Origin of the sequence: Bacillus sp. 3255, from assembly GCF_031456485.1 — a bacterium.
Lineage (GTDB): Bacteria > Bacillota > Bacilli > Paenibacillales > NBRC-103111 > Paenibacillus_E.
Genome location: NZ_JAVDUS010000004.1, coordinates 226,002 through 241,418, shown reverse-complemented (window position 1 = coordinate 241,418; position 15,417 = coordinate 226,002). Strand labels below are relative to the sequence as shown.

At 50.3% G+C, this 15,417-nt stretch carries 14 protein-coding genes; 3 read left to right on the top strand and 11 right to left on the bottom strand.

Translation table 11 applies throughout. The features are described from left to right. Nucleotides 1-13: 13 nt before the first annotated feature. The 4 genes from J2X61_RS08000 to J2X61_RS07985 form a co-directional block, all read right to left on the bottom strand. On the bottom strand, nucleotides 14-973 hold the full coding sequence (locus tag J2X61_RS08000) for a 2-keto-3-deoxygluconate permease (protein ID WP_310187126.1): 960 nt from the start codon (nucleotides 971-973) through the stop codon (nucleotides 14-16). A gap of 128 nt (nucleotides 974-1,101) precedes the next feature. Beyond that, nucleotides 1,102-2,943: a PrpR N-terminal domain-containing protein gene (locus tag J2X61_RS07995; RefSeq protein WP_310187124.1), complete on the bottom strand. Its 1,842-nt coding sequence runs from the start codon at nucleotides 2,941-2,943 to the stop codon at nucleotides 1,102-1,104. Nucleotides 2,944-3,095: 152 nt separating this feature from the next. Next, nucleotides 3,096-5,132, bottom strand: a complete 2,037-nt coding sequence (locus tag J2X61_RS07990; RefSeq protein ID WP_310187122.1) for a methyl-accepting chemotaxis protein — start codon at nucleotides 5,130-5,132, stop codon at nucleotides 3,096-3,098. 489 nt (nucleotides 5,133-5,621) lie between these two features. Next, a complete protein-coding gene (locus tag J2X61_RS07985) occupies nucleotides 5,622-6,185 on the bottom strand; it encodes a TetR/AcrR family transcriptional regulator (RefSeq protein WP_310187120.1) in 564 nt (187 codons plus the stop codon). A gap of 236 nt (nucleotides 6,186-6,421) precedes the next feature. On the opposite strand from J2X61_RS07985, the gene J2X61_RS07980 reads away from it, so the two are divergent. After that, nucleotides 6,422-7,903 (top strand): MFS transporter, encoded by a 1,482-nt coding sequence (locus J2X61_RS07980; protein WP_310187118.1) that lies wholly within the window; start codon nucleotides 6,422-6,424, stop codon nucleotides 7,901-7,903. Between the two features lie 92 nt (nucleotides 7,904-7,995). On the opposite strand, the gene J2X61_RS07975 is transcribed toward J2X61_RS07980, so the two are convergent. Continuing rightward, nucleotides 7,996-8,364 (bottom strand): NUDIX hydrolase, encoded by a 369-nt coding sequence (locus J2X61_RS07975; protein WP_310187115.1) that lies wholly within the window; start codon nucleotides 8,362-8,364, stop codon nucleotides 7,996-7,998. A 62-nt stretch (nucleotides 8,365-8,426) separates the two neighbouring features. Here J2X61_RS07975 and J2X61_RS07970 point away from each other — a divergent pair, with 62 nt between their 5' ends. After that, entirely contained in the window at nucleotides 8,427-8,735 is a 309-nt protein-coding gene (locus J2X61_RS07970; protein WP_310187113.1) for a hypothetical protein, read from the top strand. Between the two features lie 163 nt (nucleotides 8,736-8,898). Here the strand turns inward: J2X61_RS07970 and J2X61_RS07965 are convergent, their stop codons facing one another. The 6 genes from J2X61_RS07965 to J2X61_RS07940 all read right to left on the bottom strand — a co-directional run bounded on the left by J2X61_RS07965 (nucleotide 8,899) and on the right by J2X61_RS07940 (nucleotide 14,620). After that, on the bottom strand, nucleotides 8,899-9,618 hold the full coding sequence (locus tag J2X61_RS07965) for a YebC/PmpR family DNA-binding transcriptional regulator (protein ID WP_274468744.1): 720 nt from the start codon (nucleotides 9,616-9,618) through the stop codon (nucleotides 8,899-8,901). A gap of 134 nt (nucleotides 9,619-9,752) precedes the next feature. Beyond that, entirely contained in the window at nucleotides 9,753-10,625 is an 873-nt protein-coding gene (locus tag J2X61_RS07960; RefSeq protein ID WP_310187109.1) for a tetratricopeptide repeat protein, read from the bottom strand. 19 nt (nucleotides 10,626-10,644) lie between these two features. Next, complete coding sequence (locus J2X61_RS07955) at nucleotides 10,645-11,601, bottom strand: ATP-binding protein (protein ID WP_310187106.1); 957 nt, start codon at nucleotides 11,599-11,601, stop codon at nucleotides 10,645-10,647. A 102-nt stretch (nucleotides 11,602-11,703) separates the two neighbouring features. After that, nucleotides 11,704-13,743, bottom strand: coding sequence for a Na+/H+ antiporter (locus tag J2X61_RS07950; RefSeq protein WP_274468741.1), 2,040 nt, complete (start codon nucleotides 13,741-13,743; stop codon nucleotides 11,704-11,706). A gap of 172 nt (nucleotides 13,744-13,915) precedes the next feature. Next, nucleotides 13,916-14,311, bottom strand: coding sequence for an SRPBCC family protein (locus J2X61_RS07945; RefSeq protein ID WP_274468739.1), 396 nt, complete (start codon nucleotides 14,309-14,311; stop codon nucleotides 13,916-13,918). 3 nt (nucleotides 14,312-14,314) lie between these two features. Then, nucleotides 14,315-14,620, bottom strand: a complete 306-nt coding sequence (locus tag J2X61_RS07940) for an ArsR/SmtB family transcription factor (protein WP_274469323.1) — start codon at nucleotides 14,618-14,620, stop codon at nucleotides 14,315-14,317. A gap of 363 nt (nucleotides 14,621-14,983) precedes the next feature. Here J2X61_RS07940 and J2X61_RS07935 point away from each other — a divergent pair, with 363 nt between their 5' ends. Beyond that, nucleotides 14,984-15,415 (top strand): helical membrane plugin domain-containing protein, encoded by a 432-nt coding sequence (locus tag J2X61_RS07935; protein ID WP_274468738.1) that lies wholly within the window; start codon nucleotides 14,984-14,986, stop codon nucleotides 15,413-15,415. Nucleotides 15,416-15,417: the final 2 nt, after the last annotated feature.

Here is a 15,417-nt window from a genome sequence, read left to right as displayed (position 1 = left end):
TAACTTTGTCTATCTAATTGATTTGGCTTTTTACTCCGATTTTTTTGGCATACCAAGCGGTTACGATCGGAACGAGAATAGCGGTTACGATGACGCAGGATGCAACGAGTGCCGTAGCCGAAGGTACGAGCGGCGCATAGGCGGCATTTGCAGCGGCGACAGCGGCCGGTACGCCCGCGGCGTTACCTGCTGTAGAAGCTGCCGAAATGCCGGCAATCCCGTTTCCGCCGATCAAGCGGTCCGTCAGAATCAAGGTAATACCGGTCACAGCAACGACAGCGATACCTAGCAAGACGCCGAGGAATCCGGCTTTCCATACTGTCTGAAGATTAAGACCCGCCCCTAAAGCGAAGGCGAAGAACGGCACCAGAACAGGAACGGCTTTGGACAGAAACTCACGCATGTCTTTATCCAAGTTACCGAGGATCATCCCAACGACCAGCGGCAGTATCGCCCCGACGAACGTTTGCCACGGGAATGCGGCGAGCCCTGCAATACCAAGTGAAATCATCGTAAAGAACGGTCCGGATTCCAAGCTCATAACCGAGTAGGCGCCGACATCCTCTTTCTTGCCGAACTGACCCATAAGCGCCATGTACAAACCGCCGTTCGTATCATTCATAGCTGCAACGATCGCAAGTACGGAAAGGCCTGCGAAGAAACCTTCGCTAATCATACCGTTGCCCAAAAATTTGGCTGCGACGAAACCGACGATAATTGCGGTCAATATTTTGGTGCCGAGCAGCGTGCCGCCTTTTTTCAAAATATACGGTGTCGCTTTGAAATTAATCGTTGAACCCATACAGACATAAAACACGGCCAGAATCGGCAAAGAGCCGGTCATTAACGCGCCTGTGAAGGAGCCGAATGTTTTCCCCATCGTCGGGAATAACGTCGTTATGATCGCCCCAAGGATCAGCGGCACAATCATCATGCCTCCGGGAATACGATCTATCGCTGCTTTAATTCTCATGGTGTGCTTCCTCCTAAGAAGATGATATTGAGCCATCAATTTAGTTGCAATTTGCAACAATCCACTTCATCATTGCTCATGTATTGATTATATGACAGCGTTCACCAGAGGACAACGGGGCATATCGTTTAAATTTGCAACACATCTTTCAACTTTCGCCAAAGTGTCGATCGGTTGATCCCCAACCGCTTCGCCGCTTTCGATTGATTCATTCCTTCTTTCTCCAAAATTTGCAGAAGGATCCGCATTTCAATCTCATCCCAGGTTCCCGACAAATTGACCGTTGCGTGGTGCCCGGACGTTTCTGATTGCAGCGACTCCTTCACCTTCTGCCAACCCTCTTGAGCTTCTTTCGTCCCCACATAATGTCCGTTCGTACTTGCCAGCATGCTTTCGATAACGAGCTTCAATTGATGGATATTACCGGGCCAAAGCTTATGCATCAGATCGTCCTCCAGAACCTCCGGACGGATGCCCACAATCTGTTTGCCATGCCGGGAGTTATAACCTGCGATAAGGACGCGCGCAATTTCAGCTATATCTTCCAACCGTTCGCGAAGCGGCGGCAGACTTACGTAATGGTCCATGAAAGCAAGCACAAAATCTTGATCCATCTCTTCCTTCTTCAACATCAGCTTGATCGGATGAGGCGATGTTACGATAAGCCGCGCGTGCATGCCCTGCTTCATGGCTTCGAGCAGCTTGCGCTGCAAGGACGGGTTGACATGCTGAACATGATCCAGGCAAATCGTTCCAACCGATTCTTTGAACAGCAGCCCCGGATAGATGTCTGTCCCCAGCAGCACCGCAGTCTGCTCTTCTTGAGACAATTGGTCGCACGGCAGGATGTACAGTTCGTCTCCCGAGAAGGGGCTTGCGGAATGAATCGCTTGGCTAAACAATTGTTTGCCGCTGCCCTCTTCACCCGAGATCCAAATCGCTTCCTTGGTTTGCGACAATGCTTTGGCCCGCTTGATGGATTGAAGAATGACGGAGCTGGAACCCATAATTTGCGCAAAAGTCGCGATACGATCAGTAACCTGGAAATTGTATGTAGCGGGATTGTTCGTGTTAGCTTCGGCCGCGTACAAATATACGAAATAGCGGTAGCTGGCTGCCGGCATCTCAGGCGGTACGATGATTTCAATGCTCACCTGCTTTTTCTGAAACCATCTCGTTTGCTGCTTGGCGGATTGAGTATTCGTTCTCGCCGCTTCCTCGAGGTAGCGGGACCAGATCGGGTCAATCCGGGTGAGATTCATGCCGCGAATGACGGCACTATGGTACCCGAGCAGCGCGGCCGCGGCTTCGTTGGCATATCGAATGACCCCCTCTTCGCTTACGGCCATGACGCCTGTCCGGTGATGCTGCAGGATGTGTTCGAATAGATGCTCACTCTCCTGGGCTTTCCATACGACCTCGAAAATCCGCTTGACTTCTTCCAGCGCCTCAAGCACCGACTCCTGTCCGCTCGTGATGAGAATCCCGTTATAGCCCATCTCCTCAGCCGTATGGACGGTGACGACATCGCCAAGCACAATCTGCACGCCATTCTCAAAAGCTTGCTTAAGCGCTTGCGGAACATCCGCCGCTCGTTCTATCGAATAAATAGGTATTTCGTAATCGAGCAGGCTGGATACTTCTTGGGCGCCGCGGCAGATGTTCGGAAACCCGATGATCGCAACCTTGCTGTTCGAATTTCTCACTAAAGTCAGAACGCGTAAAATATCGTAGCCGGAAACGGGAATATCGACGACTGGCGTTGTGAATTGATTGCGAATGAGCGTGGACGTTCCGCCCCGGCTTAGAATGATGTCATACTTGCCGCTCTCGGCCTGAACAATCGGAATCGCATTATGAAGATCCGCAACTTCAACATGAAGCTGAATCCGCTCATCTTCTTTCACGAGCTCCTCGAGCATCCCCCTCAAACCCGGGTATGGCGCAATGGCTAATACTTTAATTTGCATCGATATCACCTTCCGTCATGGTTCGGTCACCTAAATGTGTTGCACATTACAACAATATATAATAATTCTCCTTATTATAGCCAATGCCTGTGCGATATACGATATTATGCAACAAAAAAAGAGAGTGCCTCGTTAAGCACTCTCCGTCGCTGTTATACTTTGAATTTGTCAATCAGCGCTTGCAAGTCTTCGGCCATCCGCGTCAACGCATTCGCAGAATCAGTGATTTCTTCCATCGACGCAAGCTGCTCTTCCGTAATTCCGGCAACATCTCTTATGGTAAGTGCCGTCTCTTCCGAGATCTGCGATACGTCGCTCATCGCGTTAACAACGATTGCCGTGCTCTCCGCCATTTGCTGGGATATTGCAGAGGTTGCATGGATTTGACGGACGACCTCATCGATGGAAACGGCAATTTCGTTGAAGGACCCGCCGGCCATATTGACAACGCTGACGCCTTCTTGAACCTGCTCGGTCACCGCCTGCATATTGGCGATTGTCGTATCTGTCTCCTGCCGCATCGCGGAGATCAGGTCGGAAATCTGTTTCGCCGATTCCGAAGATTGTTCGGCCAAACGGCGAATCTCATGAGAAACGACGGCGAAGCCCCGGCCGTGCTCGCCCGCTCTTGCAGCCTCAATGGCAGCGTTAAGCGCCAGCAAATTCGTTTGGTTGGCAATGCCTGTGATGACATCGATAATGTTGACAATTTCCGTAGAACGCTCACCCAATCCCTCGATGACATGACCAAGCTCATCAACACCTGCGCCGATGGCTTGCATTTGGTCGACGGCCCGCTGAATCGATTCATTCCCCGCCTCGGCGCGGGCTTTCGCATGAAGCGCTGAGGACGAGGCCTGCTCGGCATTGTGCGAGATTGTGGTGACGTTGCTCTCCATTTCACCGATCGCTTGCCGCGTGCTTTCCGTGCTGCTCGCCTGTTGGCCCGTTCCGTTAGCAGCCTCCTGCATTTTCACGGCAATCTGTTCGCTCGAGGCCGCACTCTGCTCCGAGCTGGATGCCAGCTGCTGCGCGGATGCCGACAATTGAACGGCGTTCTCGCTTACTTGATAGAGGACTGACCGGAGCGATTGCGACATCTCATTGAAACTGTTTCCTAGAACGCCAAGCTCGTCCCGTCTGCGGATTGAGATCTGCTCAGTCAGGTCGCCGTCACTGATACTTCGGGAAAGCCGGATCATCTGCTGCAGCGGACTTATGATCGATCGCAGAATCCACAATAGGAGTACCGCGCCCACTATCAAAGCGCAGACGAAAACCAGCAATGTTCGGTGCAGAATAGGAGCCGCTTCTTCGGCTACCTCTCTGTCGTACATCGTTCCGGCAATTTTCCACCCGGTCAGCTCATTCGTCACATAGGTCATCTTCTTCATGTTATTGTCCTTCACATAGGAGAAATAACCCGATGCCGAGCTGTAAATTCGCCTCGTCTCTTCATTGTCAGGCGCGTTCGTTCCGGCCGCTTCCGTCGGATGAACGATGTACTTGTGATCCTTGTCCATCAGATAGACATAGCCTTCCTTCCCGATTTTGACGCTGCGCGTAATCTCCGCAAGCTGCTCAATACTGACATTGACCGCCGTAACGCCTTGGCCGTCTTTCGTTGCTTGCGCGACGGTCACGACGAGCTGATTGGACGATTTGGATACATAAGGCGCGGTCACAATCGTTTCATTTTTGTGCGCCATCGCTTCCTGGTACCAAGGTCGCTTCCTTGCATCATAGTCCGGCGGATTCTTGAACGTATCGGGTGCGTTCATGAACAATCCCGACTCCGTACCGACATAGACTTGTTCGATTTCCGGATGAACCTTCTTGTAATTCTCAAGCTGGGTCCGAACCGGAGGACTACTTCCAATATTGCCTCCATCTAAGGAAATCATCCCGCGAAGCTCCAAATTTTGTGCTAAGCCCGCGACGTCAAGCTGCTTGGCCGTAATGAATTGGTTGAATACGTTGTTCAACAATGCGACATTGGACCCCGCCGCCCTGACCATTTGATCGTCGACTTTGCTTTTGGCTGTATTATACGAGCTCCAGGCGATCATCAACGTCGGGACGGTCAGTACAAGAAGAAAAGCGAGGATAAGCCTGTTTTTAACGGATAATAAAGTCCCTTTGGCTTTAGGTTGGTCGTGGTCCGATACATGTTTCGTTTTTCGTCTCATGGTAGTCTCCTCTCGCTGTGCGATTCATACAACTAGATAATATAGTACAGCTTACAGAATGTGTAAATGATAATCGTTGCATTTTTAATGTCGTTTTGGGGAGGAATTCCAATAATGTATGCAGACGCTTACGTATGTTGCAATTAGCAGCACAATTATTCGGATGTGCCATGAGAATAACCAATACGTTCCGCCTTAGGTCAACTTAAGCGAATAGCTTTATAACATATGCCTGTGTGTGTTCGAAAAATCAGATACATTCTCGTTGAAGACGGCCAAAATCCATAGATCTATATGAATAATTGCATATAATTCTACTTTTGGCCGTAATTCTGGTTTTTTTATTCGAAAAATCATATACGTGTGGGCATAGCAAGCGAGGAAGAGACGTGGCTGCATAGGGGTACAAATAAAAATAGATGACCCCATGGGGCCATCTATTTTTTTTGACGAAAGTATGGATTATTCACTCCAAAACGGAGATTGTATTTACACTAGAATCGATTTCCAGGAAGCTTCCAGTGTTTGCTGTATTTGCATGTCGTTGAGCGGATATTTGTTCACGTAGTAGCCTTTGACGATGGCTGTAATGACCCCGTGTATGATGGAATTGCAGATGTTGATATCCATTTCCCGGATGATCCCGTTACGCTGGCCTTCCTTAAGCAGCGACAATATCGCTTCTCGGGAAGCACTGTCGTCCTCCAATTTGCGCAGTTCCGGCGTGATGCATGGGGAATAGGAATAAGAGTCGATAAAGCGGAAGTGCTTGGGAAAGGCAAGGGCGAATCGAATTCTGTTCGTCTGTAAGCATTTAAAACGCTCATACAAGCTTAATTCGGCATTATAATTCATCATCAAGTTATCACCGAGCAGCTTGCGGCATTGCCGGTAAAGCTCATGAACCAATTCTTCCTTGTTGCTGAAATAATTGAAGACCGTACCGGAGCCCACATTCGCCCTTTTCATGATTTTGGCAAACGTCACGGACTGCAGTCCTTCTTCATCGATTAAGTCCAACGTCGCATTCAAAATATCTTCACGTTTACTCATTGTTCACACCTCGTTACATTCAACTTTAGTATGTGCAAAGGGGAACGTCAAGCATTCGGAATATTTAATCTAAATTTTACTATATTTTCGGTTGAATTCGTGCGAATCGCGCTGGTTTCTGTATAAATTAGCACTATCTTTGGATTATTCACTCCAAAAAGTTGTTGACTTCAACTGCAACTGGCCTTATGATGGGTTGGAATAAACATTCCAAAACCAGAAAGGACGTCCTGCACATGTCTTCAACCGTTACCGAAACAATCGCACGAACCGTATCCTCCAAGCTCGTGCTCGCCATCATACTTGCCTGTCAGCTGATGATTATTTTGGACGGCTCGATCGTTATCACCTCGCTGCCAGAAATCGGCCGTACCCTGCATCTGTCAGCCACCGACTTATCATGGGTGCAAAATGCTTACTCGCTGACGTTCGGCGGATTCCTGCTGCTCGGAGCGCGCGCCGGCGATTTGCTGGGACGCAGACGCGTCTTCATAGCCGGCGTCGCCTTCTTCACGCTGGCCTCTTTGCTGGCCGGATTCGCGCATACCTCAGAGCTGCTGCTGATCGCGCGTGCCATTCAAGGGCTCGCCGCGGCATTCGCCGCACCTTCGACGCTTTCCCTTCTCATGGTCTCCTTCCCGGAAGGCCGGGAGCGGACGCGCGCCATCTCGCTCTATAGCGCCATATCCGGTGCCGGCGGAAGCGTCGGACTCGTCCTCGGGGGCATCTTAACCGATACGATTTCTTGGCGCTGGGGGATGTTCATTAATGTTCCCATCGGTTTGGCGCTCATTCTGCTCGCTCCCCGCTATCTGCAGGAAACGCCGCGCCGCAACGGTCGTTTTGACCTCCTCGGCGCCGGCACGTCGACGCTTGGGATGACCGGGCTCGTCTATGGCTTCGCACGTGCAGCCGCCGCCGGTTGGAGCGATGCCGGCACAATCGCTTCTTTCGCAGCCGGCATTCTGCTGCTCAGCTGGTTCGTCCGGATTGAGAAGCGCGCGGAACAACCCATTACGCCGCTTCGCTTGTTCGCCAGCCGCGAACGCTCCGGCGCTTATCTGGCCCGGTTGCTGTTCGTCGGCGGCATGTCCGCGATGTTCTTCTTTCTGACGCAATATGTGCAAGGCGTTTTGAACTTTAGCGCGATTGGCGCCGGGATCGCCTTCCTGCCGATGACTGGCGTCATGTTCGGCATGGTTTATGCCGTACCGGGACTGCTGAAACGCTTCGGCAGCAGCAGGGTGCTGATCGGTGGCGTACTCGTCGCAATAGTCGGTATGATCTGGATAAGCCGCATTACCGTGGACACCGCTTATTTCCCGAACATCGCGATTCCTTTGATCATTCTGGGTATTGGCGCAGGGGTTGTCTTCATTCCCCTTACTTCATCCGGCATTGCCGGTGTTGCGCCGAACGAAGCCGGCGCTGCATCGGGTCTCGTCAATGTCGCCCATCAGATGGGAGCATCGCTGGGGCTGGGTATCTTGATTACGGTATTCGAATCTGCATCGCACATGGCTGCCGGCGGTGCCGCAAAGAACGATCAAGCCTTTGTGCTAGCTCATGGAGCTGCCGCGGCCATCACGGGTTCGGCTATTTTCCTTACGTTAGCGCTGGCTGCCATCCTTGTGCTCATTAACAGAAAGAACGTACCAAGAGCTAATCTTCGCACGAAGGAATCTATCGCTGGAACTATACAAAAACCCGCTCAATAAGCGGGTTTTTCTTGCGCAAGTGAAACAACTCGCGATCAATTTTAACCTAAACGAACCAAGCTAATGTCTCTTAAATACGTAAGATCCATGTTTTATGTAGTTATTTTTTGATAAATATTGAGTATTGGTGACGTATAATCATCCCATTTATTTGTATCGTTGACGGAAACCCAAGCAATTTCAATAATATCTTCATTCGCTTCATTTTCTGAATCAAGAAACATTTCCCCGCCATTAATCCTCGCTAGATAAGTATATTTATCATCCGTACAGTTCAATAGTTTTAAGATAATAACATCATAGCCTGTTTCTTCTTTCACTTCTCTTATGCATGCTTCTTCAGGAGTTTCCCCATCCTCAATGCTCCCGCCAGGAAAATTCCATACGATATCACCACGTTCGACATACTGTTGAACCATAAGAACTTTATCATCCTTAATAATTAACGCTTGTGAAATCATGTCTGCCTTTTCCCTTCGCATAAAATAAACATGTATTACATCTTTTGAATGGAGATGAATGTATGGCGATATTGTTTAGCATTGTTCTTTGGTTATTTGGTCTTTTCATCTTATATTTAGTTATCCAATCAGCGATTGACAATTCACGGATGAAATCCGAACTCACTGAAATAAAGACCATTCTGCAAGAGATACAAAAACAGGGCTTCAAACAAGCCCATCCATTCATTCAACAAGAGGTTCGTGCAGTATCGGAGAAAAACGATAGGGAAGCTGCAGAATCTTATATGGAAACCTGCCCGGCCTGTCGTTGTGAAATTACTGAAAATGATAAGTTTTGCCCAGCTTGTGAGTTAAAGTTGCGGGACTAGATGAAGATGAAATCCTTATGAATACACAAATCCTGCCGCCGCGAAGGACAGCAGGATTGTATTCTACTCAACGCTATCACCATATTATCCAGAAAAAATCAATATGTATATCATCGCTGGCTAAAAAAACGGTATCGATTGATAAATCAAACTCTTGTCAAACTTAGTCTTCCAATTCCACGTTATGATAAACTTGCTGCACATCTTCCAAATCTTCCAAAGCATCGATCAGCTTATCGAACAGCTTCTGCCCGTCTTCCGGCAGCGTTACGTTGTTCTGCGCCAGCATCGTCACTTCGGCAACGGCGAACTCGCTGATGCCGGCTTGCTTGAACGCCTCTTGCACGGCGTGGAACTCCTCCGGATCGGCATACACCATCACCATCTCATCCTCTTCGACGATGTCGCGAACGTTCACATCCGCTTCCAGCAAAATTTCCATGACTTCATCCATGCTCTTGCCTTCCAGACCGATCACCGCTGTCGGATCGAACATGTAAGCCACCGAGCCGCTGACGCCCATATTGCCGCCGTTTTTGCTGAATGCCGCGCGTACCGCTGGCGCCGTACGGTTCACGTTATTCGTCAAGGCATCGACGATAACCATCGACCCGTTCGGTCCGAAGCCCTCGTAACGAAGCTCCTCGTAGATTTCATCGGAGCTGCCTTTGGCTTTATCGATGGCGCGATCGATAATCGCTTTCGGCACGTTATACGTTTTGGCCCGTTCAAGGACAACTTTCAGCGCACGATTCGCTTCCGGATCCGGTTCGCCCTTCCGTGCCGCTACATAAATTTCAAGTCCGAACTTGGCGTAGATCCGGCTTGTATTTGCATCTTTGGAAGCTTTCTTTTCTTTAATGTTATTCCACTTACGGCCCACGATTGATCCCACTTTCTATAGTTAGTTCATTTTATATAATAACCGATTTTCATCCGAAATGGAAAATATTCATCTAGTCATAAAACAAAAGCCTTCATCCCGTCTCCATAGACAGAACTCAGGCTGATGTTAATTCAAGAATTTCGTCGTCTCCAGCCGAATACTCGGACATGTACAATACCTTTAGTTAACCAATGGGTTATAACATAAATAAGGATGAAGAGCAGGATAAGCGGTTTGAACAAAAACCAGGCGATGATCCATGCGATCCAGATCTGCCATTTGTTCATTTTATTGATCATCTTGCCCGGCCATAAACAAATGCGGTAAAGCACATACCGGCGCTGCAGCGACTCCAAATATTCATCCTGAAATTGCTTGGACTCCGGGTTCAATCGAATGGCGTTGCGCATATAGGTCTCCTGCAGGTCATAGTCCCCGCGCCGGGACGCCGCCCAAGCCAGATACAACAGAACCGTCGAGGACTCCGCGTCTTCCCGGATCGCCGCGCGGTCCAATCGCCGGGATTCGGCATCGTTCCCCAGCAGCGCTTCCACATAACTGAGGGTGGCCAAGTAAAGGGGCGTCTCCGGCTGGAGCTCAAGCGCTTGCAGCAACTGTTCCTTGGCCTCTTTGAATTTGCCCTTCTTATTGAACTTGTTGGCATTCAAGAAATAATAGTGAGCTTCATACGGATCGATGCGCAGCGCTTGCTGCAGAGCTTCGTCGAATTCGGCGTCACGCTGAGTCTCATAAAAGACGGCAACCCGCACATACCAAGCGATTTCATGCTCAGGCTCGCGAGTGAGCGCCTCTTGGGCCCAATGCAGCGCATGCTTATATTCACTCATATGCAAATAAATGCGCGCACACAGCGCATAGGCGTCGGGATCCTCCGGATCCATGCGCAGCACTTTCTCAACTTCGGTCAATGCTTCTTTGTATCGCTTCCATTGTATCAATTGATGGGCCGCAGCGTAGGCGGTCCCGGAAGATGATCGTTCCAAGCCTGATCCTCCCATCCCGCTACTTGATGCCGTGTTTCTTAGCGTAATCCAGCACGATTTGATAATCCCGGTTCACGTCGCTGAAGGTGGCATAATTTTTGGCGGTTGCGAACCATTCCAACGTCGTAGCTTTTCGGCTTTTCGCAGCGGCTCTTAAATCCTCTTGCCGGATCGGCTGAATGTCGCCGGTTTCGAACGTTCGCTCCATCGCACAATCGATGGCATCCTTCACAACCTGTTCCAAGTCAGCGCCGGAAAATAAGCGGGTATCCCCTGCAAGCTTGGCCAGATTGAGCGCTTCAGCCGGTTTCCCTGCCAGCTTCAGCTGCAGGATGGTCTGACGCTCGGTCTCCTCCGGCGGCGGCACGAAGACGAGATGATTAAAACGGCCCGGACGTCTTAAAGCGGAGTCCAGGTACCACGGCGTGTTCGTAGCCCCGATGACGAAGACATTGTCGTTGTTGGACTGCAGACCGTCGAGCTCCAGCAGCAGCTGATTGACAAGCATCCGGTCGTGATGCTGCCTCATCTGATGGCGGCTTCCGCCCATCGCATCCAATTCATCGATGAAAATGACACAGGGCTTGTTCTCACGAGCCTTCTGGAAAATATCGTGCAAATTATGTTCGCTTTGGCCAACATACATGGACAGAATCGCCTGGAGCTCAATATGCATGAAATTGGCGTCGATTTCGCCGGCTACCGCTCGCGCCAGGAACGTTTTTCCGCAGCCTGGCGGTCCGAACAGGAGCAAGCTCCCGCCGGCTTCCTTGCCATAGGCCTTGAACACTTCGGGCTGCTGCAGCGGAAGGATGAAATTCAGACGAATCTTCTTCTTGACTTCCTCCAAGCCGCCGACATCGGCGAACGTAACCTCCGGCTTCTCCGATTCAACCAAGGTGTGGTCATCTTTATTAAATTGAATCAATTTTAATTTCTTGCGCCGTCTTTCATTCAGTTCATCGTGATCTGACATCGGTCTCCTCCTTCTCCCAATGGGTTTATTTTAGCACAAATCCAGAAAAACCCACAGATGTAAGGTTCATAAGCGAACTTCCATCTGCGGGCTTCCCGCCTTTTATCCTATTTCTTCCAGTTCATATAAGGAAGCTTCCCGGTTACGGATGATTCTCCGTAGCAGAGTCGCCATCTCCCGGGTGATATTTCCCTGTTCGAAGAATGACTGCACGGCATCGCGCTCTGCCTGAATCGCAATCCAGTGCAGCTCTCTCCGGCAATCGTTGAATGAGCGGTCCTTGCGCCGCGAGCCCAGCGTAAATCTGTTCAACCTGTCGAGCATCTGCTTGTAATAATCAAGCACGCCTTCCGTCGCTTCGTCGGTCTGGATCGCGCAGCGCTTCGAGAATTCATCGACGACAGCTTGGCCGCATTGCATCTTCAGCGAGCGGAGCGCGTTCATGTCCGCATCGCTGATGCCCAGTACGGTAGCCGGCTGGCTGACCGAGGTAAACACCATTCTCAACCGGCGCCAGACGTTCTTCACGATGACTTTGCCCAGATCCAGCTTATTGGATAAGATAAGCTCGATTTGTTCCAGCATGTTCAAATAGTAATTCGCTTGCTCACGGCTTACTTTGCCGCTGTCGACGGAATCATTCACATATTTGCGCTCGATGCTCAGCGCCATCAGCCGCATCCCGGCTTCCCGCTGCTGTGACAGCGAAAGCCGTTTCATCCGGCCGTCCTTCTGGCCTAGCTGCTGTATCATAAGCTTGTAATCGCCAATGACCGAGTTCAAGGCAAGCTCATTTTTGTCCGAGCCGGATTCCTTAAGTGTACGAATGGCAGCCTTCATGACCTGAATTTGCCACTCGCGTTCTTGACGCTCCCGCTCCGCATCGTCCGCCGTATTCTTCTTCTTGGCAAGGAGCGGCAATACCAAGCTGGCTGTAAGCAGCGAGAACAAGATGACCGAGGCCGCAAGGAAAATAATGAGATCTCTCTGCGGGAATGGTTCGCCGTTCTGCAGCAGCAGCGGGATGGAGAAGGCACCCGCAAGGGTCACCGCCCCGCGCACGCCGGAAATGGTCGTGAGCGTCATCGTCCGCAGACTCGGCACTTCGTTGCTCTGATTGCCGAACCAGCGGCCTCCTCTGGAGAATACATAAGTCCACAGGAACCGAAGCACGAGAAGCATCACATAGATCAGAACGGCATAGCCAATCACCTCGAAATTGTCGAAGGCCGGATCCTTGAGAATCTTCCGGGAAACTTCCGGAATCTGCAGCCCCAGCAGGATAAAGACAAGCCCGTTCAACACGAATAAAATGACGGACCAGGTTGGGTTGGACACGTTCTTAAGATTAGGCATTGTAAACGCCAGCCGTTCGTTCTCGATCGCATGCAGCAGCCCCCCGGCAACCGCAGCCAAGATGCCGGAAACACCCAATTCCTCCGCAACGAGATAGAGCAGGAACGGCGTCAAGATTTGCAGCAGCATATGCATCGTCTCATCTTCCAGACCCGCCCGGCGCAGCAGCTGCCGCAGACCGGTGATAAGGAAGGCGACGACGGCACCGACGATCAAACCGCCGATCGAGATCACCAGGAAGCTGAAGCTTGCCTTCGGCAATGAGAATACGCCGGTCACAGCCGCGGCGATGGCGAATTTGAAGGCAACCAGACCCGAGGCATCGTTCATCAAGGCCTCTCCCTCCAGCAGCCGCTTCAAGCTGCGCGGCAGGTGAATGCGGCCGGCCAAGGAGCTGACGGCAACGGCGTCCGTCGGAGACAGGATGGCGGCCAGACCGAATGCGGCGGCCAGCGGAATCGTCGGGATCATCCAATGAATGCTGTAGCCGACGACGCATACGGTTATGAACACAAGCCCTACCGCCAACAGCAGAATCGGCGCCCTTAAGCGCCATAATTCATCGCGCGGCGTGTGCTTCCCATCGTTATATAGCAGGGGGGCGATGAACAGAATGAAGAATAATTCCGGCTCCAGATGCAGATGAATGCCAAGCGGAACCAAGACCAGTCCGGCGCCTAGCGCGATCTGAATGAGTGGAACAGGGATGAAAGGAACGAAGCGGTGTACGACGTTCGAAACACCGAGCAAGATAAGCAGCATGAGTATAATAATGAATACTTCCAATCGGTTTCCCTCCATGTCAGACTGATTATCAACTTTATCTCATAATTTCCAAAAAACCGCAACCTTATCGATGCTTCCGCCATAAAAAACAAACGCAAAAACGCCAATACAAGCGATTCCTCGCTGATACTGGCGTTATCGTCCGTTTTATTCGGTTGTCAGCTGGTCCAGATTAGACCGCAAGCAGGCTGCCAAGCTCTTTGCCCATTCGAACCCAACCGTGTGCCGCTCCGCCGAAAGCCTGTTCGCTCTGGAAGCCCGACTGCTCCAAATGCAGCACAACGGTACCGTTGCCGCTGTCATTCAGCGTCCACGTCACCGTCGTATTCTCTCCACCGCTGACCCAGGTATAGCTTAGGCGATGCGGTTCGTTCACCTCCAGCACTTCACAATCGATAATACCGTTCCACCAGCCCGTAGGTTCCGTACGAAATTGAAATTTATGTCCCACGACCGGTTTAAAGTCATTGTCCATGATCCACTTCGCCAGCATTGCAGGGTTCGTCAATGCATTCCACACCTTCTCCATCGAAGCTGTGTATTCAAATTGTTGCGTCACTACTTTCATCGTTCATTCCTCCTTTAATAATTGGTCCAAGCGCAGCATATTGGTTTTCCAGAATTTCTCGTAAAATGAAACCCAATCTTGAATTTCCTGAAGCGGCCCTGCATTCAATCGATACCTGGTTTCCCGGCCTACTTTCCGGTCGATGACTAGATGAGCTTCTTTGAGAATGGCCAAATGTTTGGAAACGGCTGTACGGCCCATCTCAAAATGAACCAGCAATTCGTGCAGCGGCAGTTCCTCGGCATTCGCCAGCAGTTGAAGAAGCTTGCGGCGGGTTGGATCGGCAACCGCATCATACACATCGTGCATCCCCTTATATTCGTTCACAACACCCTCTCCTCTTTAAACTCGGTCAAAATGACACCGTTTGGTGTCTGATACGATCATACGACACCATTCAGTGTCCTGTCAACTGCTGCCTTTACATCCACTGAAGTTATATTTTCCCTCTCTGCTGCTATCAATGTTCACGAATTTGAAATATTTTCAATTATAATTTTGCTGACATTGGGTGTAAAATAACTAAATACGGTTTATATCCAATTGTGTCGTCGTTGATGACATTTTCTTATGTGAAAAATGTTACAACCATTCGGGGAAACAAGCCTTTTTCGTCCCACACACATTGAGACAGTACCCGATTTTTTTTCAACGCAAAGGAGGATTTTCTTTATGTCACAGACATCTGCTGTTCAAGAAGTAGCAGCAACGGCTGCTGCGGAACCAAAATCGCTAGACGTACTCGACCAATTGCTAAAACCTGAGGTGCAGCAGTCTCTCACCGTCCTCGTCGACAACCTGCCTAAGCTGGCAGAAATGGTGACTGTGCTGACTAAGGCTTACGATTTCGCACAAAGCGTTGCAACGGACAAAGTGCTGATCAACGATTTTGCACAAGGGATCGGCGAATTCGTAAAACCTGTTCAAGAGAAGGCGAAAGATATCGCATCCGCAGCTATCGAAGCCGGCGAACGCTCCCAGGCTGAAGCAGGCACAACGATCGGCCTCTTCGGTATTCTGAAAATGTTGAAAGATCCTGAAGTACAGAAAACACTTCGTTTTGCTCAAGCATTCTTGAACGTACTCTCCGAACGCAAAAATTAATA